General features: G+C 31.9%; 18 protein-coding genes. 8 read left to right on the forward strand and 10 right to left on the reverse strand.

The features are described 5' to 3' along the window. Positions 1–9: 9 nt before the first annotated feature. The 5 genes from GBO31_RS06350 to GBO31_RS06370 all read right to left on the reverse strand — a co-directional run bounded on the left by GBO31_RS06350 (position 10) and on the right by GBO31_RS06370 (position 8,716). Positions 10–1,128 (reverse strand): GTP cyclohydrolase, encoded by a 1,119-nt coding sequence (locus GBO31_RS06350; protein WP_219007494.1) that lies wholly within the window; start codon positions 1,126–1,128, stop codon positions 10–12. Between the two features lie 199 nt (positions 1,129–1,327). Beyond that, positions 1,328–2,638 carry a RagB/SusD family nutrient uptake outer membrane protein gene (locus GBO31_RS06355; protein WP_219007495.1) on the reverse strand — a complete coding sequence of 437 codons (1,311 nt, stop codon included), beginning with the start codon at positions 2,636–2,638 and terminating at the stop codon, positions 1,328–1,330. A gap of 10 nt (positions 2,639–2,648) precedes the next feature. Beyond that, positions 2,649–5,816: a SusC/RagA family TonB-linked outer membrane protein gene (locus GBO31_RS06360; protein WP_219007496.1), complete on the reverse strand. Its 3,168-nt coding sequence runs from the start codon at positions 5,814–5,816 to the stop codon at positions 2,649–2,651. 278 nt (positions 5,817–6,094) lie between these two features. Further along, a complete protein-coding gene (locus GBO31_RS06365) occupies positions 6,095–6,799 on the reverse strand; it encodes a FadR/GntR family transcriptional regulator (RefSeq protein WP_219007497.1) in 705 nt (234 codons plus the stop codon). Positions 6,800–7,045: 246 nt separating this feature from the next. After that, the gene (locus GBO31_RS06370) at positions 7,046–8,716 is read right to left on the reverse strand and encodes a transporter (protein ID WP_219007498.1); all 1,671 of its coding nucleotides are present in this window, start codon (positions 8,714–8,716) and stop codon (positions 7,046–7,048) included. A gap of 100 nt (positions 8,717–8,816) precedes the next feature. Here GBO31_RS06370 and GBO31_RS06375 point away from each other — a divergent pair, with 100 nt between their 5' ends. The 4 genes from GBO31_RS06375 to GBO31_RS06390 are packed head-to-tail and all read left to right on the forward strand — an operon-like array spanning position 8,817 to position 14,325. Continuing rightward, positions 8,817–9,086, forward strand: coding sequence for a DUF4834 family protein (locus GBO31_RS06375; protein WP_219007499.1), 270 nt, complete (start codon positions 8,817–8,819; stop codon positions 9,084–9,086). Positions 9,087–9,117: 31 nt separating this feature from the next. Further along, complete coding sequence (locus GBO31_RS06380; RefSeq protein ID WP_219007500.1) at positions 9,118–11,556, forward strand: YfhO family protein; 2,439 nt, start codon at positions 9,118–9,120, stop codon at positions 11,554–11,556. A gap of 5 nt (positions 11,557–11,561) precedes the next feature. Beyond that, positions 11,562–12,848, forward strand: coding sequence for a glycosyltransferase family 4 protein (locus GBO31_RS06385; RefSeq protein WP_246615786.1), 1,287 nt, complete (start codon positions 11,562–11,564; stop codon positions 12,846–12,848). Positions 12,849–12,867: 19 nt separating this feature from the next. Then, positions 12,868–14,325 carry a polysaccharide biosynthesis C-terminal domain-containing protein gene (locus tag GBO31_RS06390; protein ID WP_219007501.1) on the forward strand — a complete coding sequence of 486 codons (1,458 nt, stop codon included), beginning with the start codon at positions 12,868–12,870 and terminating at the stop codon, positions 14,323–14,325. 58 nt (positions 14,326–14,383) lie between these two features. Here the strand turns inward: GBO31_RS06390 and GBO31_RS06395 are convergent, their stop codons facing one another. Beyond that, positions 14,384–15,664, reverse strand: a complete 1,281-nt coding sequence (locus GBO31_RS06395) for a hypothetical protein (RefSeq protein ID WP_219007502.1) — start codon at positions 15,662–15,664, stop codon at positions 14,384–14,386. Between the two features lie 250 nt (positions 15,665–15,914). Here GBO31_RS06395 and GBO31_RS06400 point away from each other — a divergent pair, with 250 nt between their 5' ends. Then, entirely contained in the window at positions 15,915–18,014 is a 2,100-nt protein-coding gene (locus GBO31_RS06400; RefSeq protein ID WP_219007503.1) for a T9SS type A sorting domain-containing protein, read from the forward strand. Between the two features lie 87 nt (positions 18,015–18,101). On the opposite strand, the gene GBO31_RS06405 is transcribed toward GBO31_RS06400, so the two are convergent. Beyond that, entirely contained in the window at positions 18,102–18,743 is a 642-nt protein-coding gene (locus GBO31_RS06405) for a hypothetical protein (protein ID WP_219007504.1), read from the reverse strand. 128 nt (positions 18,744–18,871) lie between these two features. Next, positions 18,872–19,516 (reverse strand): peroxiredoxin-like family protein, encoded by a 645-nt coding sequence (locus GBO31_RS06410; protein WP_219007505.1) that lies wholly within the window; start codon positions 19,514–19,516, stop codon positions 18,872–18,874. 131 nt (positions 19,517–19,647) lie between these two features. On the opposite strand from GBO31_RS06410, the gene GBO31_RS06415 reads away from it, so the two are divergent. Further along, on the forward strand, positions 19,648–20,406 hold the full coding sequence (locus GBO31_RS06415) for a hypothetical protein (protein WP_219007506.1): 759 nt from the start codon (positions 19,648–19,650) through the stop codon (positions 20,404–20,406). 68 nt (positions 20,407–20,474) lie between these two features. Here the strand turns inward: GBO31_RS06415 and uvrA are convergent, their stop codons facing one another. Then, complete coding sequence (gene uvrA, locus GBO31_RS06420) at positions 20,475–23,258, reverse strand: excinuclease ABC subunit UvrA (protein WP_219007507.1); 2,784 nt, start codon at positions 23,256–23,258, stop codon at positions 20,475–20,477. A gap of 239 nt (positions 23,259–23,497) precedes the next feature. Between uvrA and GBO31_RS06425 the strand changes: the two genes are divergently transcribed. Beyond that, positions 23,498–24,082, forward strand: a complete 585-nt coding sequence (locus tag GBO31_RS06425) for an RNA polymerase sigma factor (protein ID WP_219007508.1) — start codon at positions 23,498–23,500, stop codon at positions 24,080–24,082. A gap of 75 nt (positions 24,083–24,157) precedes the next feature. Further along, positions 24,158–24,307, forward strand: a complete 150-nt coding sequence (locus tag GBO31_RS06430; protein WP_219007509.1) for a hypothetical protein — start codon at positions 24,158–24,160, stop codon at positions 24,305–24,307. Positions 24,308–24,347: 40 nt separating this feature from the next. Here GBO31_RS06430 and GBO31_RS06435 read toward each other — a convergent pair whose 3' ends face one another. Beyond that, on the reverse strand, positions 24,348–24,998 hold the full coding sequence (locus GBO31_RS06435; protein WP_219007510.1) for an endonuclease III domain-containing protein: 651 nt from the start codon (positions 24,996–24,998) through the stop codon (positions 24,348–24,350). Between the last annotated feature and the right edge of the window lie 153 nt (positions 24,999–25,151).

A 25,151-nucleotide genomic window follows, 5' to 3' on the forward strand; every position in this document is an offset into this window, starting at 1 on the left:
TAGACCTTCTTAAATGATTTTTCTATACGTTCTACGCATTTTATGCTGTTCATGCTCATAATCATTCCACAATGCTTGAATTGCTTTGTTTTCTTCTAATTCTGGATTAGTCTCTACCATTTCGATGCCATTTCGTATAAAAGTTTCGTTCATTTCCTTAAATATTAAAGCAGTAACTCCTTTATTCTGGTATTCCGGATCAACTCCAATTAGATAGAATGCAGCAGTATCATTTCTACGTTGCGCCTTAAGAATATGTAAAAATTTCAACGGGTAAATCTTACCATTCATTTTTTTAAGTGCTTTTGAAAAGGAAGGCATCACTATAGAAAAGGCAATTAATTTACCTGTTTTATCTGCAATACATGTTATATATTCTGGATTTAAATATGGTAAGTACTTTTTCTTATACATTTCAACCTGATACTGTTGTATAGGAACAAATGTTTGCAAACTACTATATGTTTTATTTAGTAAATCAAACATATCATCTGCATATTTCAATAGCTCTTTACTCTTTTTAAATTTAAGGAGTTGTAATTGGTATCGCTCTTTAATAATTTTAGCAAATTTGATCACCTTTTCCTTGGTTTCTTTAGGTACTTTAATTTTGTACTCAACCCAAGTTGCAGCGTCTTCAAAACCTAGTTCCTCCATATGTGATTTGTAATAGGGATAGTTATACCATGTTATCATAGTATTTAACTCTTCATATCCTTTTATAAGTATCCCTGCTTTGTCCATATTAGAAAAACCAACAGGCCCTTCTATATATTCTAAAGAATGTTCTTTACCAAATGAAGCCACTTTTTCTAAAAGTGCCTTGGTAACCTCAATATCATCGACTACATCGAACCAACCAAAACGCACTTTAGATTTTTGTTGTTCCTTTACCTCAATCCAATTTATAATAGCAGCTATTCTACCAACAATCTTGTTGTCTTTATAAGCTAAAAAATATTTGGCTATAGCATTCTTAAAAACAGGATTCTTTTTTGGGTTCATTACATCCAACTCCTCCTTAATTATTGAAGGAACGTAATAAGGGGAATCTTTATACAATTCAAAGGGAAACTTAACAAATGTGGTCAAATCTGCTTTGGAGGTAATTTCTTTTATGGTAATCATACAACTTCGCTAGTTCATGGCAAATATATAACGCTTTTGTCAAACATCTTAGCGGAAATGTATCATTTTAATAAATAACAGAATAACTTTATTGTATTTAGGATTTATAAAAAAACTCCATTGATCAAACTAATGACCAATGGAGTAGGGGATACCGAATAAATAATAATTTTACTTATCATTTTTAACACACACAACTTTAGTATCCAGGATTTTGAGTAATTACGCCATTACTTGCAAGTATTTCAGAAATAGGAATTGGGAATACATAATAATTAGGGTTAACTGTTTCTCCCATTTCTGCATCTACTGTATCTGTTCGAACAAGGTCAAACCATCGTTGTCCTTCAAAAGCTAATTCTAATCTTCTTTCGTTCGCAATAGCTTGTCTAACTTCTATTTGTGTATTTGCAGTACCGCTTAAACTGGTTAGACCAGCCCTATTTCGAATACCATCCAATAAGCTTAAAATAGATGCTGATTGCGATCCATCTGCATTGTTATTTTCATTAAGTGTTTCTGCATATAACAGAATAACATCCGCTAATCTCAATTCGATCCAATCTTGATCTGGGTTTTCAGAGAGGTATTTTATTCCTCTGACACCAACTTCATCAACTGTGAGTGATTTTCTTGTAACATCACCAGCTGCATCAAAAGCAGCAACTAAATCTAAATCTAATGGTTCAAAAGACTTTGAATCATTACCTATAAACCAACCTGTAAATTCTGTAAAACCATATTCATCTGGAATTGAACTTGATACTTGAGTGGCGAAGAGAATTTCTGGATTTAAATCGTTAGCGTCTCCAAAAATATTAGCAAAGTTAGGTTGCAAACTCACACCAGCTGCAGCTGCTCCATTTATGACAGCAGCAAGATGTGATTCTGCACTACTAAAGTTACCAATTTGAATATATACTTTACCTAATAGTCCTTGAGCTGCAATTTGGGTTGCCCTACCATTAGATAAGCCTGAATTATCCAGAGCTGATATGGCGTCTTGTAAATCGGGAATGATAACATTATTGTAAACATCTGCAGCAGGCTGTCTTGTTAAATCTAAACTAAGATCTCCGGAGCTTAAATTTACAGTGATATCTCCAAATACACGTACTAACTTAAAATATGATAAGGCTCTTAGAAATTTTGCTTCACCAACATCTGTAGTATTAGCTGAATTTTCAATGACGTTATTTGCACTTAAGATTGATCTATATAAAGCAATATAAAAAGGTTCAAAGAATTGATCTTCCATTACTAGTAGATCACTATTAAATCTATCAAAAGAAGGAAACGGTTCTTCTATCATTAACGCATTATCAGCTCTAAAATCTCCCATTACAGCCATCGGGGTTACCGAACCTAACTGATAAAAATATGCGGCATTTAGAACACCTTCAAAATCCGTTAAAGAGTCCGAATTTGCTATGTTTGATGGTACTTGCTCTAATTCTTCACACGCTGTGATTGATATAGCTATTACCAATAATAAAATGATTTTTTTCATTTTCTTTTTTTTAAAAATTAACATTTAAACCAAACGTAAAACTTCTTATAATAGGGCTTGCACCAACTTGAACACCATATGTTGTTGGTCCTGCATAACCGCTATTTCCAGTTTCTATACCTTCTGGATTATATGAAGTATAATCATCTCCCCAAATGTATAATAGGTTAGTAGATGCGGCATAAATTCTAACAGAGTTCAAACCTATCCTATTTATTAATTTTGTGTTCATTGTATAACCAATAGTTAAATTTCTTAAGGCTATGTAAGAAGCATCTTGAATACCGTGATCAGTTTGTCTTCTATTACCTATATAATGTTCTCCATTATGATCAGCTATACCATCATCATTAGCATCAAAAGTGTCTACTAATCGACCAGACCATTGTGACTCATAATAAAGAGGATCAATATTGTATACTTCTGCTCCATGAGATCCTTGCCATTGCATGGATAGATCGAAAGCTTTATAGCGCATAGAAGAATTTAATCCCCAATAAAAATCTGGTGTTGCTTGTCCAATTTTTACATAATCATCACTATCAATAACGCCATCACCATTTTGATCAACTACATAAGATTCACCAGAAGTATTGTTAGGGTGTCTTGTCGGATCTTCTAAAAATCTCATTTCTACTTCACCAATAGTTTCTAAGCCCCACATTTCTCCAATTTCTCCACCTACATAATTTCTAAAAATAGGACCTCGACCACTTTGACCATATTGAATCTGTGGAAGTTCTTCTACATTATCTAAATCAGTAATTTCTGTATTAACAGTAGCGAGATTAGCACTGATGTCCCAAGAAAAATTTTCCCCCTGAATAAGATTAGCGGAGAGGTCTACCTCTAGTCCAGAACTTGTCATATCACCATTGTTTACTATTATAGAAGGTTGACCAACAGTAGTATAGGATACGGTACTTCCTATTAACATATCCTCGATATCAGAATTGTAATAATCTACACTTAATCTAAATCGGTTATTAACAAAACCTAAATCAATACCGTAGTTTGTTTCTGTATTGGTTTGCCAGGTTAAATCTGGATTGTTTACATTTCCGGAAATTCCAAATCCAGTACCGAAAATAGTCGGAATAGGATTTAAAAGGCTTTGTGCATCAAAATCATTTAAGAAAGAACTGGTTCCTAAAGAACCTGTACTAAATCTTAGTTTCAGAAGGCTCAATGCATTCGATTTCCAAAAACTCTCATTATGTACATTCCAACCTAAAGACATCGCAGGAAAAACTCCATATTGTTTATTGGCTCCAAAACGAGAATCTCCATCTCTTCTTATGGAAGCTGATACTAAATAACGATTATCATATGCATACTGTACTCTACCAAAAACACTTTTTCTTGCTCTGGTGATGTCAGTTTCAGTTGTTGTGATATCTTCTGGGTTCAACAGGTTGTAATTGATAATATCACTATTAGGAACATTAGTACCTACAAGAGAAATACCGGTAATGTAGTTATTTAAAAATTCATAACCGATCACAGCATCAATATCGTGTTTGCCTATAAGTTTGTTATAATTTAAGGTGGTTGTGCTTAAAATAGATGATGCATTTCTGGAACTTTCATCTAAATCTGTTTGATCTGTACGTGCTCTAGAATCTGCTCCTAAACCTTGATAATAGAAATTTTTAGTATTATTAAAATCTCCTCCTAAAACGGTTTTTAAGATTAAACCATCTATGATTTCATATTGTAGATAGGATGAAACATTAGCAAAATAAACTTTTTGCCAAGCATCTGCATTATCTAATTTTTGCGCAGGTCCGGCGTCTCCTGAACCACCAATACCATTATTAGCTCTACCATAGTGCCAATCATCAACTCTATCACCTGGTTGTAATTCATATATGCTTGTAGGTCCAATTCCACCTCTATAACCATCATCAAATGGTGATAACCCTAAACCTTGAGCTTCAACATCTAATGCCTGTACAAATGCAATAGATTCTGCTGTGTGGTAAACAGGATGAACACCATATGCTCTTAATAAATCTCTCATGTCGTGCGCTAAGATGTCTCTTCTAGAAGTAAAACCGTTAAAGCTTAATCCTGCTTTAAATTTTTCACCAGATTGGGTATCTATATTTAAACGCGCATTAAATCTTTCAAAACCTTGCGTTATTGCAACTCCTTCTGCATTTTGATATCCTACAGATCCAAAGAATTTAGCGTTTTCAGAACCACCTGACATACTAAAATCATGATTTGTGGTAACACCAGTTCTAAATAACCAGTCTTCTGGACTGATGGCTCCTGGCGAATTTTCATATGCTCTTAATCTATATTCTACAAAAGCTGGGTCAATTTGAGATAGATCCCAATTGCCAGCGGCAATTTCTTGTCTTGAAAAAGCAGCCCACTCTGGTCCTGATTTTAGGATGTTCTTCCGATATTTATTTGATATGCTAATGAATGAGTTATAGCTAAATTGTGGTCTTCCTGATTTCCCTTTTTTTGTTGTTACTAAAATAACTCCATTGGCACCATTTGCTCCATATATAGCAGCCGAAGCTGCATCTTTTAATACTTCTAAGCTTTCAATATCACTGGGGTTTACAGTGGCTAAGTTTCCTGAAATTTGATAACCATCTACAATGATTAATGGCCCTGAATCACCAGAAAGAGAAGATGCAGCTCGTACTTGAATTTTTGGATTTGCACCTGGTTCTGGATTTTGATTTTGTATAAGAACCCCTGATAGTTTACCTGCCAATGCTTCATCCACACGAGTTGCTTGTATTGCTGCAACATCACTTCCTTTAACTTGTGCAATAGCACCGGTATTGTGTGATTTTTTTCTAGTTCCATATCCTACTACCACGATTTCATCTAACGCTTCAGAATCTTCCAGCATTTCTACATTTAGTGTAGTTTGATTCGAAATAGTAATGGTTTTGGTCTTAAGTCCGATATAGGAAAATTGCACAACATCACCAGAAGTAACTTGTAATGTATATTTTCCATCAAAATCGGTAACAGCTCCTTTTGAAGAGCCAATTACCAGTACACTTACTCCAGGAATGGGAGTATTGGTTTCTACAGATGTTACGATACCAGTTAACTCATAATTTTCTTGCGCATAGGAGTTAAAATGATATAGAAACAATAGCATCAATATTAAAATTGGTTTAAATTTTTCAAGTAATTGTTTCATTGTTTAGTTTTATTTTAGACATAAGCATTCATTTAGCCTTAATTGGCCTTTTAACTTTGTGTGTAATACTTTTACTTAACTAAACATTAACAAGAGGATGATTTCATCTATATCTTGATTTGTTACCTTTGCTAATGCGTATTTGTTTAAGTAATAAAGCGCATTATTCGTTTTAACATACTTCTCTCTCGAAACTTGAAGTGATAAATAGAATAATTAAAGAGGATAGGTTTTACCTGTCCTTTTTTATGATCTTTTAAAATTTACATAGGCAAGGTTTATTTAGTTTTACAGTATTGATATAAATCATTAAAATGTATTTTTAAACTTTGAGTGGCTTGATCAGGATCGCTGTTTTTTATAGCAGTGACAATATCTTGATGTTCTTTAATTAGGGTAGAAAAACTGTTTTTGTCGCATATTTTATTCGTAACGAAATTGGTGATGATTTCTGGAGTGATTACTAACATAAGAGAGTTTATAACACTGTTTCCACTTGCTTCAGCTAATTTTAAGTGAAACAACAAATCTTCATCAATAGCATTTTCTCCATTTATGGATTTATTGATATAAGCTTCATGAGCTAATTCTATTTGATATAATTGTTTTTCGGTTCTTCTAATCGCTGCTAGTTTTACAGCTTTGGTTTCTAAAATTAGCCTAGTTTCTACTAGTGATTTAAAATCTGGTGTTTGCAAATGCAAAATATTAGCCATCATTGAGTTTAATGCACCAACACCTATTTTTGATACAAAGGTTCCGCTCTTAGGATATTTTTTTACTAATCCGTAAAATTCTAATTTTTGAATCGCTAATCTTAATTGGCTTCTGCTTACATTAAACTTCTCGGATAAAGCTCTTTCAGAAGGTAGTTTGTCTCCTGGTTCAAGTTGTCTGTTTATAATCAAATCTCTTATTTTAGAAATCACGGTTTCGATTTCATTTCCTGGAGATAATGATTCAGGTTCTAAGTTAGTTTTCATAGTTTATAATTGGTCAACCAAATTGGTTAACCAAATATAAGGGAATTATTTTAACCTACGTATTTTTTATGTTAAAAAATGATTGAAATATTAATTTAGAGTTCCTTTTTATTAAGAATCTTCATTTTGTGGTACAAAAGAGAATCATAGAATAATAGCTATCATGGGATATAAAAAAAGGCCAAGTATATCATACTCAGCCTTTATTGACGTAATAATAAATGTATTATCTGAAACTAGAAATGATTAGTTATCATTTTCATTTTTCTCTTTTTCTTTTTCCTCTTTTTTTCTTTGTTTTTCTTCAGCTTTTTTGCGCTTTTCTTCTTCCTTTTTTCTTTTCTTCTCTTCTTTTTTCTTTCTTTTCTCTTCAGCTTTTTTACGCTTTTCTTCTTCCTTTTTAGCTTTCTCTTGTTCTTTTTGCAATTTTTCGTAAGCAGCGTCTACATCCTCTTCTTCCTCAGCTTTTTTACTTTCTTCTGCTTCTTTTTCTTTTGCATCTTGTTTATCTCCAGTGCCAAGTTCTTTTTCCATTTCTTCTAGCTTCTTAAGCTCGTCATCAATCTGTTTCAATTCATCATCTAAGCCGTCATCCTGTTCCATTTTATCCAATTCGGCATCAATGTCTTCAATCATTTTTTGTTTTTCCTTTTCAGCTTTGATTCTTGCTTTTTCGGCTTGCTTAGCAGCTTTGGCTTCACGCTTAAGACGTCTTCTTTCTTCTTTTTTGAATTTCTTCTCGTCTTTTTTGTCTTGCTTTTCCTTTTCAATTCGTTCACGTTCTAAACGTTGTTCGGTTCTTCTTTCATCAAGATCCTTTTCCATAGCATCTCTATGGCTTCCATCTTCAAACTCATTAATGAAAGGAGTTTTTTCTAACTTCAAGCTATCGTTTTCTATTTCTTCAAATTCTTCATCTAACTCTAAACCATCTTTATCTTTCTCCTTATCTTTTTCTTCATCTTCTTCACTTTCATCTTTCTTGATACCACTTTCAAAACCTGGTTTTTCAATGATCTCGTCTTTACTATGCCAGTCAAACCGATAAGAAGCTCCAACACTTACTCTAAAGATAGAAGGAGTATCCTTAAAATTGGTAGCAATATTCGCATCGATCTGTAAATCCTTATTCCATAAATAGGCTCCTCCAAGTCTTATAATATTATCACTATAGAAATCACTTTTTTGACCTTGATATTCACCAAATACAGCCCATTTATCGTTCAGTGTATGTGTACTTGTAATAATCCATCCATATGCAGGGTTATCTGTTGTAATTTTATCTACAATTAGATTTGTTACTAAAACCCAGCTTCCTGCGTTACTCGTCCACCAATTATTCTGAGTCATTACCACAATTTTTGGACTTATCGTTGCATCTGTAGGAAACGTAAAAGCATTATCTGTATTGACATAATTCATACCTACATATGCGGAAACTGCAGGAATTAAACTTTTCCATTTAAATCGATAACGTTCTTTCCAACTCTTTAGCTCATCATAATTTATAGAGTCATTTTCTTTAGGTTTTTTATAAGGGTCATAAATAAGATATTTAACTCCTATCGTATTAGATTCAAAATCGGTTTTTCGAATCTTTTGTTCATTAGCACCTATGGTTTGTCTAACACCATCACTTCTAAAACTACCATTCAAATTAATTTCTAATTGTTCTATAAGTAGTCCATATCGAATCTCATAATCAAAATTGAATGTACTTGATTTTGTATCGAAAATTTTATGTCTTTCTCTTCCAAATCCTAACCCACCTTCAAGTTGTAGAACATTATTACCAACAGAGAAGGCTCCTTGAGAGACTCCAGGTCTGTTTGTATTAATCTTTTCAGTGTATTGTGCAGTTGAAGTTAAACCAAGTAAAAATAGGCTAACTAGCAGCAGCATCGATTTAGGGCTCATATTCAATAGATTTGGTTCAAATATAGCAGATTTTATCATTTTTTTAGGATTGACCGCATGTAATTGTATATAGAGTTCCCTATTTTTGAAAAAAAATAATATGCAAGTAGCTTCTTTATCAGGGGTATTAAAGGTAATTCTCATTCTGTTATTGATATATTACGGATTAAAGATACTAACGCGATTATTTGGTCCTCTATTGCTTAGATATGTAACAAAGAAAGCAGGAGAAAAGTTTCAACAGCAATTTCAGCAATATAATCAGTCTCATTCTTCTGGAGATGATGATATTACTATTGATAAAAAACCAAAACAAAAATCTACTAATAAAGATGTGGGAGAGTACATCGATTTTGAGGAAATTGATTAATTTGGCGGCTCATACATAAATTGTCATTCGCATGATGCCTTATCTAAAAAGAATTTTACCTCATATCTTAGTGATTTTAGGTTTTGTTATCGTTTCACTAGTGTTTTTTAATCCTGTTCTTAGTGGGAAAATGATATATCAAAACGATATCAGGCTATATGAAGGAATGGCGAAACAACAAAAGGATTATCGAAAAAAGACTGGAGAGGAAACTTTTTGGAATAATTCTGCTTATGGAGGTATGCCAACGTATCAATTGGGAGCCAAGTTTCCTCATGATTATATGGATAAGTTGGATAGACTAATTCGATTCTTGCCAAGACCAGCAGATTATTTGTTTTTATATTTAGCTTGTTTCTACGTTTTACTTCTTGTGATGCGCATTCCCTGGAAAATGGCAATCGTAGGAGCTTTGGCTTTTGGGTTATCCTCATATTTAATTATTATTATCGGGGTAGGACATAACTCGAAAGCACATGCTATCGCATACTTTCCGTTAGTGATAGCTGGTATTTTGTTAGTATTTCAAAAACGATATGTCTGGGGTTTTTTACTCACAGCTGTTGCAATGGGACTTGAAATTCAGGCAAATCATTACCAAATGACTTATTATTTAGGTTTATTGGTAGTTGTTTTAGGAATTAGTTATTTTATTGACGCTTTCAAGAAGAAAGAGCTACCACATTTTTTTAAATCTTCAGCGATATTAATTGTTGCGGCAATTTTAGGTCTAGCTACCAATGCTACCACTTTATTGTCTACATCAGAATATGCGGAAACGAGTATACGTGGTAAAAATTTATTAGCAGATACTTCAGCTAAAGCTTCCGAAAAAAATGGATTGGATTATCAATATATAACTGAATATAGTTACGGAAAATTAGAATCTTTAAATCTTTTTGTTCCCAAATTAATGGGACTAGGTAGAGCTTCTGATTTAGGAAAAGAATCAGCCTTCTACCAAAAGCTATTACAGTTAGGAGAATCTCCAGAAGCTGCAGATTATTATGCTAATGTGACTGGGTTGTATTGGGGAGCTCAACCTTTTGTAGAAGCACCTCCGTATTTAGGGATTACCGTTGTTTTTCTGGCGTTATTAGGATTATTGCTTGTAAAAGGAAGGCTTCGTTGGTGGTTGCTTGGAGGAATTATACTATCACTAACCTTAAGTTGGGGTAAGAATCTAGATTTTCTTACACGCTTTTTTGTGGATTATATTCCTTTGTACAATAAATTTAGAGCGGTTTCTAGTATTCAGGTACTATTAGAATTTGTTGTACCAATTGCAGCTGTATTTGGACTTTATCAATTATTCAATGAGAAAACAGAATTTAAAGAAAGACAAAAGAAATTTTTAATTTCTTTAGGAGTTTTTGGTGGATTATGTCTTATATTTTGGTTATTCGGAGGTAGTTTATTTAGTTTTAAATCTCCAAATGACGTACAGTTGGCTATAGAACAACCAGCGATATTTGACGCAATTAAAGAAGATCGTATTACAATTATGAAAAGTGATAGTCTTCGATCTTTATTATTTATTCTTCTTGTAGCTGGTTTACTTTGGTTTACTTTAAAGAAAAAGATCTCTGAAAATTTAATGCTGATTGGGGTTGGTGTTTTGGTGATTTTGGATTTAGGAGGTGTGGATCGTCGCAGTGTAGATAGTGAATCTTTTATCTCTAAGAGAGAATATAAATCATATTTTCAACCAACTCAAGTTGATCAGGAAATTTTAAAAGATAAGTCTTACTATAGAGTATTAGATCAAGCCAGAGGGTTTAATAATTCCCATACAAATTACTTCTTTAATACAGTGAATGGGTACTCCGCTGTTAGGCCTAGAAAAATGGAAGATATCTTTTTCGGTCATATCGCAAAAGGAAATCTGGAAGTGGTTAATATGTTAAACATTAAATATGTAATACAGCAAGATGAAGAACGAAAACTTAACGTACAAGAAAACCCTTCTATAAACGGACCTGCTTGGTTTATAGATAATATAAAATTTGTAGATGGTTATAAGTCAGAGTTTGATGCTTTGAATTCTATAGATACAAAAAGAACTGCTGTAATTCGAGATGAATTTAAAAAAGAACTAGAAAATTATAAGCCTGTAAAGGATAGTATTTCAACAATTTCGATTTCAAAAACGGATCCAAATCATTTAGCTTATAATATGTATACCAACAAACCTGGTTTTGTAGTTTTTTCTGAGACCTATTACAAGGATGGTTGGAATGCTTATATTGATGGAACTCCTGAAGCTATTTATCCAGTAAATTATATGTTAAGAGGTATTAAAGTGCCGTCTGGAAAGCATACAATTGAATTTAAATTCGAACCACAAGTGGTACAAACTGGAAGCACAATTACATTAGCAAGTTCAATTATTTTTATATTACTGTTTTTGGGAGCCTTATTTTTTGAGTACAAAAAGAAGAAGTCTCCTGTTTCAGGAGAGAACTCGTAAAAATTTTGAAGGTATTATTAATAACATATTATTGGCCACCTGCTGGTGGTCCTGGAGTTCAACGATGGCTTAAGTTTGTTAAATATTTCAAAGATTTTGGAATAGAACCTATTGTTTATATTCCTGAGAATCCAACGTACCCTTTAATAGATACATCTTTAGTTCAGGAAATTCCTGATGATATTACCATTCTCAAACAGCCAATCTTCGAACCCTATCGCTTAGCCGAGGTTTTTTCCAAAAAGGATTCTAAAACAATTAGTAAAGGAATCATTGCAGGAAAAGAAAAACAATCTTGGGTTCAAAGGTTATTATTATATATTCGAGGTAATTTTTTTATACCAGATGCTCGTAAGTATTGGGTAAAACCATCAGTAAAGTTTCTAACAGATTTTATTACAAAAGAAGAAATAGATACTATCATTACAACTGGCCCTCCACATAGTGTTCATATAATAGGGAAGGAGTTAAAGGAAAAGTTAAGGGTTCAATGGGTAGCAGATTTTAGAGATCCATGGACTACTATAGGCTATCATAAGAAATTAAAACTTTCTAAGCGTTCTAGCAATGAACATAAACGTTTAGAAAAAGAAGTACTATCATCAGCAGATCAAATTACGGTGACTAGTTATACTACTAAAGAAGAATTTTTAGAAATAACTCAAAAACCAATATCTGTCATTACTAATGGTTATGATACCGAAGAGATAATTGATGTAAAACTTGATGATTGTTTTACCATTTCACACATTGGTTCTTTATTATCTGGTAGAGATCCAAAAACATTGTGGAAAGTTTTGCATGATATCTCTGAAGAGAATTCAGCATTTGCACAACAACTTAAATTAAAACTAGTAGGAGCGGTTAGTGAAGATGTGTTATCTTCCATTAAAGAAGCGGGATTGTCTAAGTTTTTAGAAGTAGTAGGTTATGTTTCTCATAACGAAGCTATTAAAATTCAACGAAGCTCTCAGGTATTATTGTTAATAGAGATTGATACAGAAGATACAAAATGCATTATACCAGGTAAATTGTTTGAGTATATGATTTCTAAAAGACCAATTATAGCGGTAGGACCAAAAGAAGCAGATATTTCTAAGTTGATTGAAGAAACAAATTCAGGTAAATTCTTTCAATACACAGAATATGATAAAATGAAAAGTCTACTTCTTGAATATTTTGATAAGTTTAAGGAAAGAAAGCTTGTTTCTGAAACTGAAGGAATAGAAAAATATAGTAGAAAAGCTTTAACACATGAAATGTCTCTATTGCTTCAAAATCTGAAAAAATAGAAAACCGTAGTTTTACACAATGGGAATCGTAGTTAATCAATCAATAAAAAATGTAATCATTACTTGTTTAGGTTTTGGGATTGGTGCTGTTAATACCTTGTTCTTGTTTACAAAGTTTTTAGAAGAAGAGTATTATGGATTGGTTTCTTATTTATTTTCAGCATCTAATATTATATGGCCTTTGATGGCTTTTGGAGTACATAATACTATTGTTAAGTTTTATTCTTCTTATTCTGATCGAAAAGAAAGAAATAGGTTCATGACAATGATGCTTTTATTACCTATGCTGATGGCCATTATTATGGGTACAATAGGTTCTATATTTTACGAATATATTTTACATTTTTTTAGTGGAGATAATGCAATTGTACAACCATATGTTTGGACGATTTATGTACTAACAATTGCTTTGTCTTATTTTGAAATATTTTTTGCTTGGGCTAAAGTTAAACTCAAAAGCGTATTTGGAAATGTTTTGAAAGAATTGTTTGTGAGAACTTGTATTATGGTCTTATTGGTTTTGGTATATTTTGAGGCGATTACAGTAATACAATTTATTTATGCAATCATACTTGTTTACATAATACGATTACTTGTGATGATCTTATATGTTAGTAGACTAATAAACTTTTCATTTCGTTTTTCTTTACCAAATAATTATACTTCTGTTTTAAAATATTCTTTATTGATTTTACTGGCAGGATCGGTTGCAACACTCTTAATTGATTTAGATAAAACAATGATTGAACGATATCTACCCATAGAATATGTTGCTAAATATGGAATTTGTGCTTATATAGCTAGTGTCATTATTATTCCCTCAAGAGCGATGCATCAGATTACGTATCCTTTGACTGCTAAATTAATTAATGAAAATAATCTTACACAGTTAAAGGTATTATATCAAAAAAGTTCATTGAATCTCTTTGCAATTAGTGGTTTACTTTTCGTGCTAATTATATGTAATGTCAATCAACTTTTTGAACTAATTCCTAAAGAATATGAATTGTTTATTTGGGTGGTAATATTAATTGGAGTAGCCAAGTTATTTGATAATGTACTAGGGAATAATAATTCGATACTGTTTAACTCTGATTATTACCGTTTGATTCTTTATATAGGAATTGCTATGGCTATTATAGCTTTTGTTCTCAATTGGATATGTATTCCGGTTTTTGGAGTTGTAGGTGCTGCAATTGCCACTTTTACAGCTGTATTCGGCTATAATATCACAAAAATATGTATTGTGTATATGAAGTTTGGAATGCAGCCATTTTCTAAAAATACTTTCCTTGTGTTTTTGATTATTTTAGTTTTTGCAGTTGCTTTTTATTTTTGGGACTTCAATTTTCATCCCATTATAAATATTGGTATGAAGAGTATTCTAATAGGAAGTGTTTATATTGCGATACTATATTTTTTAAGGATATCAGATGATATTAACAACATAATAAAGAAAATCCCTCGAGGTGCCTAAGCATACTACTCTGAGGGATTTTCCAACTAACCAACCAAAAAAATAAATTCTTTTTATATTAACTTCTACTTCTTGCCGTACGTGATCTTGAATTATTTGATCTTGTAGACCTGTTAGAAGAATTGCTTCTTTGTGTTCTAACTTTTGTTCTAGTAGTGTTTCCTTTACTAGTATATCGACTGTTATTAGAACGTTTTGTTACATTACCTGATCTATTATTTACTTTAGATCTTGATATTCTTGCTTGAGAACTACCTCTTCTAGAGTTATTAGCTACTGTACTTCTACTTCTTTGAGATCTTTGAGTAGTCTGCACTCTATTTCTATTTTCAGTACTTCTAGGTTTAGCATTTGTTCTAGATCTATCACTTCTTCTTACTTGATCTCTAGTATTTGCACTTCTAGTACTTCTATTAGCTACAGTATTTCTACTTCTGTTAGTTCTTACATTATCTCTATTATTTGAGTTTCTTGTAATAGCTCTACTTCTTGTAGTTTCTCTAGAAGAATTTCTATTTACAGTTGATCGACTTCTATTTACTGATGTTGATCTAGATCTATGTACTGTATTATAATTACGATCATTTCTTCTATACATTGCCGTTCTTCTGTCGCGAGTTCTATAATCAAGACTTCTAGCGCTATTTACTCTATATCCTCTATTATAAGATGCAACTCTTTGATTAGGTCTATAGTAGTTTCTGCTTCTATATGGTCTTGCATAATATCCATTATAATAGTTTCTTCTAAATACTGTATAAGAACATCTATATGGATTATAAAACCTTCTATATGGTCTGTTGAAAACAATACATCTACTTACCACTGGTACTGTGAAATATGCATGGAATGGATTGTATACATAATATCTATTGAAGTCATTAATGAATCCTGTACAGTTAATAAAATTACCGTAGCTATTATAATTTACATATAATCCACCAACTCTTGATACTCTACCAAAACGATTGTAATTGATAAATACATCTCCGGCTTGACTGATTCTACCGTAATAGTCATAAAAGATAGGTACATTCTCTACTTGTACTACAGCGCCATAATCATCATATTGTACATAAGCATCATAATCATATCCAGAATTGAAACTAATGTTTACTCCAGGACGATTGATATTTACACTAACACCACCTCTTGGTCTGTTTACATAGAAATCAAATTGTCCATCAGCATATACTGAAAACTCAACTCCATTTTCATGAAAGATGAAAGACTTTCCGTAATTGTAATAACGAGATACGGTTTCTGAATTTGATTCTACTGCATTAGCACTAAAAGTTGCTAAAAGTAAGCCTGTAAAAAGTAAAACAATATTTTTCATAATCTGTGATTTTTAAAGAGTGTAAAAATTAGTTTTTTGCACTCGTTTATATAGTATCAAGCAGCGTGCCAAAAATTACTTTAAATAGATTATGAGTATATGTTTTATAGAGTAATTGTGATGATTTACTTGGTTTAAAAACATGATAATTAGGTTTTTAGGTTGGGTTTTTTGAATGTTTTTGGTATTACTGTTAACCTTTTGTTAGAAATTATCACCAAGAAATATATATCACTTAAAACTTGAAAACATGAAAAGTAAATCATCTGTATCAGTATATCTGATAATTCTATTTTTTGGATTGTACATGCATACTCATGGACAATGTACAACAGGGCAACCCAATATTTCGGTGGAAGCTGAAGCGTTCTCATCCATTACAATTATTGAAGGAACATCAGCCACATTAAATTCACCTATTTCTGGAAGCTCTTATCAATGGACTTTAAATGGCATCAATATTAGTGGTGCTACTACATCATCGTTAACAATAAGCAATTTTAGTAACACAGATGTTGGAGATTATAATATACTTGTAGATGGAGTAGGGCTCTCCAATAGTATTACACTAGATATTTTTTCATCTAGTATTAGCGATTATGATCGTGATAGACAAGCATTGATTGATTTTTACAATAGTACCAATGGAACCTCTTGGACAAACAATACGAATTGGTTAACAGGTCCTTTGGAAACATGGGAAGGCGTAAAAGTTGAAAACTGTAGGGTCACAGAACTTCGCTTGTCAGATAATAATATTGCTGGAACAATTCCAACCTCTTTTAGAGATTTAAGCGAATTAAAGAGATTAAGTTTAAGAAATAATAATATCTCTGGTGTATTAGATATTTCAAGAATGACTTCTCTTCTTGATTTGATTATGTCTGGAAATAGTTTAACTGACATACAATTTGGAAGTAATAATGCTTTACAAAGGGTGTATATTCAGGACAATCCATTTACTCCTGGAAAAACAATCGATATTTCTTCTATGAGACAATTGATTGATTTCAGAGCTGCTCGTTTAAATTTAAGTAATGTAATTACATCTGGAAACTATGATAGATTGTTATATTACATTATCTCCGAGAATCAAATAACAGGAACACTTGATATTTCTACGATGCCGAACCTTATATTGTTATATGCTCATAATAATCAATTTACAGACTTTAATTTAGGTACAGGAACAACCTTACAACGATTTTATTTTTATAACAACCCTATAGTTGCAGGTCGAACTATGGATATATCAGGAATGAGAAATCTATTAGATTTTAGAGTTCAAGGATTAGGATTATCTGGTTTAACGATATCAGGAGATTATAATCAGATGCTATATTTTATCATTAGAGATAATCAGATTGGAGGAACTTTAGATATTTCCAGAATGCCTAACCTGAGATTGTTATATGCTCATAATAATCAATACACTGATTTTGTAGTTGGATCTCATCCAGAGTTAAGTAGATTTTATTTTTATAATAACCCTGTAAGTCCAGGAAAGACGTTAGATATTTCTAGTATGAGAAAGTTATTAGATTTTAGAATTCAGGGACTTGGGTTAGCTCGATTGATCATGGCTGGTACTTATAATGAAATGTTATATTTTATTATTAAAGATAATCAGATTGGTGGAACTTTAGATATCTCAACAATGTCTAATATTTCTCTGTGTAGTGCTGATAATAATTTTTTTGAGAATTTAATTTTGCCTTCTAATGTTACTACTTCAAGTCGAACATTAAGCCAATTATTTGTAAGAAACAACAATTTACATTTTGATGATTTATTACCCTATAGTAGTGTGATAGGAGCTTTTAATTTTGCCTATAATCCACAGCGAAATGTTCCTACTACAGTTTCTGGCAATACAGTTTCAGTAAATGTTGGAGGAGGTTTGGATTATACCTGGAATCCATCGGGACCCAATGCGGCTTCTTTTGTAGTTTCTACAAGTGGTACCTATTCTTGTGATGTTAGAAATGCTGCAATTCCAAATTTGGTAATCAAAAGTGATGCTGTTTTTGTAGCTGGAACTTCGTCAAGAGAACCAAATATAGACAAACAAAATACTAAAGAGGTAGATTTTTTAGAAGATACAAATATTTTCCCTAATCCAGTTATATCTGGAAATCCCATTCAAATTGAAGTTAGTCCAAAAAACAAACAACAAGTAAATTTAGACTTATATACTATTCAAGGTAAAAAGATAATAAATCAGTCTATTACGAAAGATAAGGAGAATGGTATTTATCAAATTAGTTCTGGAGGTTTAGTACCCGGAATATATATGGTATCCATAGAAGTAGGAGGTAAGAAGGTAACTAAGAAAATTGTTGTGCAATAATTAATTTGATGAAAATAATCTAAAAGAAAGCCTGTTACTAAAATGATAACAGGCTTTCTAAAAACTAACCAACTAACTTAATTCATATTAATCATCATCGTCATCATGATCATAATGATGTTTTTTATTTCTTTTTCTGTTCTTATAGTAATGATCATCATCATTCCAGTTCTGCTGATTTGATCTTCTATTAAAATTATAATAAGGTTCTTGTGGAATATTACATCCGTTAACTCCATCGGTATAATGAACATGACCTTCTATATGTCTTATTCTACCTCTTTTTCCATAATAAATATGTAGTCCACCGATTTTTGATACTTTTCCTCTTCGGTTATATCTTATTAAAACAGAACCAATTCTTCTTACTTGATCAAACCTATTATATCCTATTGTAATAAGACCGACACGTTTTAATCGTCCGTAATAATCATATCTTACTGTAAAACGATTACTATGTCTTCTATAGTCTCTCGTTCTGCCTGGCGAATTGAAATTTGATGAATTCCAGTTTAAATTTTGATAATTTCTTCTTCTCGGAGTTCTAAAATCTACTTCTCCATTTGGATAGACTAAAAATTTCACACCGTTCTCGACAAATACAATTGGTTGTACATATGGATAGCGCTTTGTAACCCTATCTACTTGATCCGTCTTTTTTTGATCGGCCGCTTGTGCAGCTGTTCCAACAAGTAACATTGCTGCAATAAAAAGTATAACTTTTTTCATAACTAAAATGTTTTTGGGTTTGTACCTACTCATTAGCTTTTCGGTTTCCGCTATTTGATTAGTAACTATCCAAATTGCGTGCCAAAAGAAAACTGTTATGAAAATTAGAAAGCCTTTGTTTGTGTTAATTATTTGTTTTTTAAGGTGTTATAAATATCTTCTGGATCGGCTCTTTCTTTGTAATCTTCCTTGATAAAATCATAAATAATTGTTCCATCTTGATCAATAACATAGGTAGCGGATATAGGCAGTTGATGATTTTCGTTACCATTACTTTTTATCAAGTCAATACCAAAACCTTTATAAACTTCTATAAGATCTTTAGGAAGTGTAAAGACCAAATTAAACTCATTTGCAATTTTATTATCAATATCTGAAAGCACTTCAAAACTTAAGTTATTCTTTTCAGATGTACTCAGAGAATTATCTGGAGTTTCAGGACTAATAGCCACTAAGGTAGCACCTTGTTCATCAAATTTATCCTGATATTGTTGTAAAGCTTTTAGCTCAAGATTACAATATGGACACCAACCACCCCTATAAAAAGATAAGACTACTTTTTTTGTAACCAATAATTCTTGAACTGAAATAGTTTTATTGGCAGCGTTAGGTAATTGAATTTCTGGAATTTTATCTCCCGTTTTTAAAGCTCTTGAAGTAAGTTGACTATCCTTAAGTATTTCAATACCATTGTTCATGATTTTATGAATGGTTTCGGGATATTTATTAGCTGATTGTTCTGCTCTTTCTTTTAATTGTGTTGTAAGTGACATGTGTTCCTATTTAATATTTAGGATCACTTAGCCGAACTTATTAGGGTAACATTACAGGATGAAGTATTAATGTTTTTTTAATAATCAATAATATCATTAAGAAATCACTGAAAACAGTGTACTAAAAACGTATGAATACTGATACATTTAGGTCGTTAATTTCACAATATTTTACGTTTTTTATGGATCAATATTTATCAACAATAGGAATTAAGGAATTTAAAAATGCTACCTATACTTTTCAACCAAAAGTGTTGAGTTTATTCGGACAAGAAGAAAGAGAGACACTAATAATTATAGATAGTTGGGAATTAGGAGATGGATATCGTTATCTGATTGTTAATGCAAATGTTGATGATGAGTGGATTACTTTGTTGAGCGCGAGTTATAAAGATCAAAACTTATTTGATAAAACAAAGATAGGGGATCGTTTAGGAAAGTATAATTTTCATGATATCGACTTATTACATTGGGATAGTATTAGTGAATTAGAAAGTTACTTTTATACCACAGATTATGATGAAAGTATTGAGCTATTAAAGAGATTATTAGAGAAAATGAGTGGCATAGTACTCGAAAAAGAGGAATCTAAAGATTTAACTGAAGTTGTTTATGAACCTTTCAAAGCACTACAAAGTCTTAAACGCCAACTTATAGCTACTGTAACTGATTTTTCTTCAATGGATAAAATAGAAGAAGCAGCTATTGCTTTTATGGAAACTAAAGGAGCTGATTATAGATCCGATCTGTACGAAGATTCTAAACTAATACTACCAGATAATTTTTGGGAAAATAAGGAGCTAGAAGAACATTTTATACATGAACAAATAGAAGAATTCATACAAATGAACTTTGAGGATGACGAAATATTCTTCGAAGATTTTATATAAAATGTTATGTTTTGGAATATTTTAAAATGTCGGATCATTTTCCCCAAATATGATTTGACATTTTTTTACTATTGTAACTTTTCTTTTAAGTACTGTCCAGTATATGATTTTTTGTTGTTACCAACTTCTTCAGGAGTTCCTTCGGCAATGATCATTCCACCGTTATTTCCACCTTCTAAGCCTAAATCAATTACATGATCTGCACATTTCACTAAATCCAAATTGTGTTCTATCACAAGGATAGAGTGTCCTTTATCAATTAACTCATTAAATGATTTTAGTAATTTTTTGATATCGTGAAAATGCAGTCCAGTAGTGGGCTCATCAAAAATAAATAATGCTTTATCCTTTGTATTTCCTTTTACCAGGAATGAGGCTAATTTAATTCGTTGTGCTTCTCCACCAGAAAGAGTAGAAGAGCTTTGACCTAATTGTACATAACCAAGTCCAACATCTTGTAAAGGCTGAAGCTTTCTTGTAATTTTTGTCTGATTATGTTTCGTAAAAAAGTCAATCGCATTATCAATAGTCATCGTAAGAATGTCATCGATATTTTTTCCTTCATAGGTAACTTCCAGAATTTCTTTTTTAAACCTTTTTCCTCCACAAGTTTCACATACTAAATTAACATCAGCCATGAATTGCATCTCTATCGTTACAACTCCTTCACCTTTACAGGTTTCGCATCGCCCACCATCTACATTAAAAGAGAAATGTTTGGATTGATAGTTCCTGATTTTGGATACTTTTTGACTGGCAAAAAGGCTACGAATATCATCATATGCTTTAATATAGGTTACAGGATTCGATCTAGAAGAACGCCCTATTGGATTTTGATCTACAAACTCTACATGTTTGATATTACTGTAATTTCCTTTAAGTTCGGTAAACTGACCTGCTTTTTCTCCATAACCTCCCAGTTTTTTTAAAACTGAAGGGTATACTATCTTCTTAATCAACGTACTTTTTCCACTTCCTGAAACTCCGGTCACAGCTGTGAAAACACCTAAAGGTATAGTAACATTTATATTTTTTAAATTATTTTCTCTAGCACCAATAATCTCTAGATAATACTTAGAAGTTTTTCGTTTCTCAGGTATTTCAATTTCAAGGTTTCCATTGAGATATTTTGCGGTTAAAGAATCTGAGGCTAATATCTCGTCAAAAGTTCCTCTTGCAACTAAGTTTCCACCATATGTACCTGCTTCAGGACCTATATCCAAAATTACATCGGCAGCTTTCATAATATCTTCGTCATGTTCTACCACAATAACAGTATTACCAAGATCTCGTAAGGATTGTAGTACTTTAATAAGTTTTTCGGTATCTTTTGGATGCAATCCAATACTAGGTTCATCAAGTATATACATAGATCCCACTAAACTACTACCTAAAGAAGTGGCAAGATTAATTCTCTGAGACTCTCCTCCAGATAAAGTATTAGATTTACGATTTAAGGTAAGATATTGCAATCCTACATTATGTAAAAACTCTAATCTGCTGTTGATTTCTTTTAATAATCTTTTCCCTATTTGAGCGTCATATTCATTAAGTTCCAGATTTTTAAAGAACTCAGCTAATTCATCCAAAGGCATTTCTACAAGATCTGTTATTGCAGCTCCTCCTATTTTAACATAAGCTGCTTCTGGACGTAAACGTTTTCCTTTACAAGTATTACACTTTGTTTTTCCGCGGTAACGCGAAAGCATTACTCTATTTTGTATTTTGTAGGCCTTCGCTTCTAATTCCTTAAAGAAACTATCAATACCTTCAAAATATTCATTCCCGTTCCATAACAATTCTTTATGTTCTTCTGATAATTCAAAATATGGTTTGTGTATCGGGAAATCGAATTTGTAAGCACTATTTACAAGTTGATCTTTATACCATCCCATGGTATCACCTTTCCAAGGAAAAACAGCACCTTCATAAACACTTAAAGAAGTATTTGGAATAACCAGATCCTTATCTATACCAATTACATCGCCATAACCTTCGCATTCAGGACAAGCACCATATGGATTATTAAAGCTAAATAAATGAACATTTGGCTCTAAAAATGTCATTCCATCTAATTCAAACTTATTGCTAAATTGTCGAGAACTATTATCCTTTAGGATCTCAATGTAACAAGTTCCTTTTCCTTCAAAAAAAGCTGAACCTGCAGCATCTGCTAATCTATTAAAGAAATCTTCCTCATTTCTTTTAATGATTCGATCAATTACTAGATAAACGGTATCTTTTTTATTTATAGTTGCATCCTCGATTCTGGATACAGTATCATTTACCTTTACACGTGCATATCCCTGTTGTTGTAATACTTTTAATTTTTCTTCTATTGTTCTACCATTTTCAACATAAACAGGAGCTAATAACAATAGTTTTTCACCTTCCTCAAAGATCTTCACATATTCAATAACATCAGTTACTGTATCTTTTTTTACCTGATTTCCGGAAATAGGAGAGTAGGTTTTACCAATTCTTGCAAATAGTAATTTTAGATAATCATAGATTTCTGTGGTGGTTCCTACTGTAGATCTTGGATTGGTAGAATTTACTTTTTGCTCAATTGCTATTGCAGGAGCAATCCCTTTTATATAATCGACTTTTGGTTTATTCAATCGACCCAAAAATTGTCTGGCGTACGAAGATAAACTTTCTACATAGCGCCTTTGTCCTTCAGCATACAAAGTGTCGAAAGCCAAACTTGATTTTCCTGATCCTGATAATCCTGTGATTACCACTAATTTATTTCTAGGGATCGCTGCATCTAAGTTTTTGAGATTATGCAGTTTGGCTCCTTTAATTAATATATGTTGTTTTGGATCTAAGGTGGTAATGTCTTGAATCATAGTATATATGCGGTGTGAGCGCAAATATAATGATAACTTAAGAAGTATAATAGTGTAGGTGTATTGAAAGTTAAGTTAAAAAAATTAACAGAAAATAGTTTGATTTTCAAGGATTGTTATTATATTAGCCCCTGTAAAAGTAACCAAATCTAAAAAAGAATAGCCTATAGCGAACCTTTACTTTAAAGTTTAACAAAGCCCGAGCCCCAAGCTTGTTGGTACTAAATAAAGTAATAGGTATGAAGGACTACACTATTTCAGACGCTGTGCTGGTTAATAATTACATCAAAGGTGACGAAAGTGCACTATCTACTCTGATCGAACGTCATAAACAACGTATTTACAGTTTTATTTATTCTAAAGTTTTTGATAGAGATGTATCTGAAGATATATTTCAGGATACTTTCATTAAAGTAATTCGTACACTTAAACTTGGTAAATATAATGAAGAAGGTAAATTTTTACCTTGGGTAATGAGAATTGCTCACAACTTGGTAATTGATCACTTTAGAAAAGGTAATCGAATGCCAAAATTCGAGGATAATGGAGAGTTTAGTATTTTCTCTATTATTAGTGATGGAGATCTAAATGCAGAGAAAAGAATCATAAAAGATCAAGTTGAAGAAGATTTACGTAATCTAATTCAAGAGTTACCAGATGATCAAAAAGAAGTTTTGGTAATGAGAATGTACCGTGATATGAGCTTTAAAGAGATATCTGATAAAACTGGTGTTAGTATCAATACTGCACTAGGAAGAATGCGTTATGCGTTGATCAACTTAAGAAAGGTTATAGAGAAAAATAATATTGTTTTAACAAATTAACATTTCTTTATGCAATAAAGTAGAATAAGCCTCGTTATTTATAAAAAAATAACCCTTAATTTAAGATAAGTTAATATGGCAAAATTTTACTTTAAGTCTTCTCAGAAAGAGGAGCAAAACCAATTAGTACCAAAGAAAATTACAGTAGATTTTCTTTTAAATTACTCAAAGGCTTTAAGTGTTATAGATTATAAAAAAATGAAGTTCGAAGCGCTTCTAAATTAAAACTAAACTTTGTAAAAGACCTGTTTTCGAAACAGGTCTTTTATTTTTTAAGATACTCGTTGATAACAGATTTTCTTCCAATAGTTTTTGTAATTATATCTTTATCAAGTTCCCATCCTCTTGCTGGTGAGTATTCACGTCCATACCATATAATTTGAAGGTGAAGGTCATTCCACAATTCTCTTGGAAATAGCCGTTTGGCATCTTTTTCTGTTTGTGTTACATTTTTACCATTACTGAAACCCCAACGATACATAAGTCTATGGATATGCGTATCTACTGGAAAAGCAGGAACCCCAAAAGCTTGTGACATGACTACACTAGCAGTTTTATGACCAACCGCAGGTAATGCTTCCAATGCTTCAAAGCTTTGTGGAACTTCTCCATTATGCTTATCAATGAGTATCTGAGATAATCCATGAATTCCTTTTGATTTCATTGGGCTCAAGCCTACAGGTTTAATGATTTCTCTAATTTCTTCAACTGATAATTTTACCATTGTGTATGGATTATCTGCCCGTTCAAATAGTAGAGGAGTGATCTGATTTACACGGACATCCGTACTTTGCGCACTCATTAAAACCGCTATAAGTAATGTGTATGGATCTTTATGATCTAAAGGAATTGGTATAGTAGGATATAATTCTTTAAGAGTTTTAATGGTAAAGTCTACCTTTTCCGTTTTAGTCATGATTTCTTTTTATGCTAAAATAGGAATATTTAAAAGCTTTTAGAAAGTAAATAAAAGCATAAATTTTTAATAAAATTATTTATGAAAAGTATTTTTGTTTTAAATTTATCAAAAAACTTTAAACAAAATTTAATTTTTAAGTTAACCATAAAA

The organism is Aquimarina litoralis, assembly GCF_019295435.1.
In the GTDB taxonomy this organism is placed as follows: Bacteria; Bacteroidota; Bacteroidia; order Flavobacteriales; family Flavobacteriaceae; genus Aquimarina; species Aquimarina litoralis_A.

What these genes read in the sequence shown, in the direction of transcription:
- GBO31_RS06350 (WP_219007494.1), bottom strand. Translation starts at nt 1,128, where the DNA reads ATGATTACCATAAAAGAAATTACCTCCAAAGCAGATTTGACCACATTT.
- GBO31_RS06355 (WP_219007495.1), bottom strand. Translation starts at nt 2,638, where the DNA reads ATGAAAAAAATCATTTTATTATTGGTAATAGCTATATCAATCACAGCG.
- GBO31_RS06360 (WP_219007496.1), bottom strand. Translation starts at nt 5,816, where the DNA reads ATGAAACAATTACTTGAAAAATTTAAACCAATTTTAATATTGATGCTA.
- GBO31_RS06365 (WP_219007497.1), bottom strand. Translation starts at nt 6,799, where the DNA reads ATGAAAACTAACTTAGAACCTGAATCATTATCTCCAGGAAATGAAATC.
- GBO31_RS06370 (WP_219007498.1), bottom strand. Translation starts at nt 8,716, where the DNA reads ATGAGCCCTAAATCGATGCTGCTGCTAGTTAGCCTATTTTTACTTGGT.
- GBO31_RS06375 (WP_219007499.1), top strand. Translation starts at nt 8,817, where the DNA reads ATGCAAGTAGCTTCTTTATCAGGGGTATTAAAGGTAATTCTCATTCTG.
- GBO31_RS06380 (WP_219007500.1), top strand. Translation starts at nt 9,118, where the DNA reads ATGATGCCTTATCTAAAAAGAATTTTACCTCATATCTTAGTGATTTTA.
- GBO31_RS06390 (WP_219007501.1), top strand. Translation starts at nt 12,868, where the DNA reads ATGGGAATCGTAGTTAATCAATCAATAAAAAATGTAATCATTACTTGT.
- GBO31_RS06395 (WP_219007502.1), bottom strand. Translation starts at nt 15,664, where the DNA reads ATGAAAAATATTGTTTTACTTTTTACAGGCTTACTTTTAGCAACTTTT.
- GBO31_RS06400 (WP_219007503.1), top strand. Translation starts at nt 15,915, where the DNA reads ATGAAAAGTAAATCATCTGTATCAGTATATCTGATAATTCTATTTTTT.
- GBO31_RS06405 (WP_219007504.1), bottom strand. Translation starts at nt 18,743, where the DNA reads ATGAAAAAAGTTATACTTTTTATTGCAGCAATGTTACTTGTTGGAACA.
- GBO31_RS06410 (WP_219007505.1), bottom strand. Translation starts at nt 19,516, where the DNA reads ATGTCACTTACAACACAATTAAAAGAAAGAGCAGAACAATCAGCTAAT.
- GBO31_RS06415 (WP_219007506.1), top strand. Translation starts at nt 19,648, where the DNA reads ATGAATACTGATACATTTAGGTCGTTAATTTCACAATATTTTACGTTT.
- uvrA (WP_219007507.1), bottom strand. Translation starts at nt 23,258, where the DNA reads ATGATTCAAGACATTACCACCTTAGATCCAAAACAACATATATTAATT.
- GBO31_RS06425 (WP_219007508.1), top strand. Translation starts at nt 23,498, where the DNA reads ATGAAGGACTACACTATTTCAGACGCTGTGCTGGTTAATAATTACATC.
- GBO31_RS06430 (WP_219007509.1), top strand. Translation starts at nt 24,158, where the DNA reads ATGGCAAAATTTTACTTTAAGTCTTCTCAGAAAGAGGAGCAAAACCAA.
- GBO31_RS06435 (WP_219007510.1), bottom strand. Translation starts at nt 24,998, where the DNA reads ATGACTAAAACGGAAAAGGTAGACTTTACCATTAAAACTCTTAAAGAA.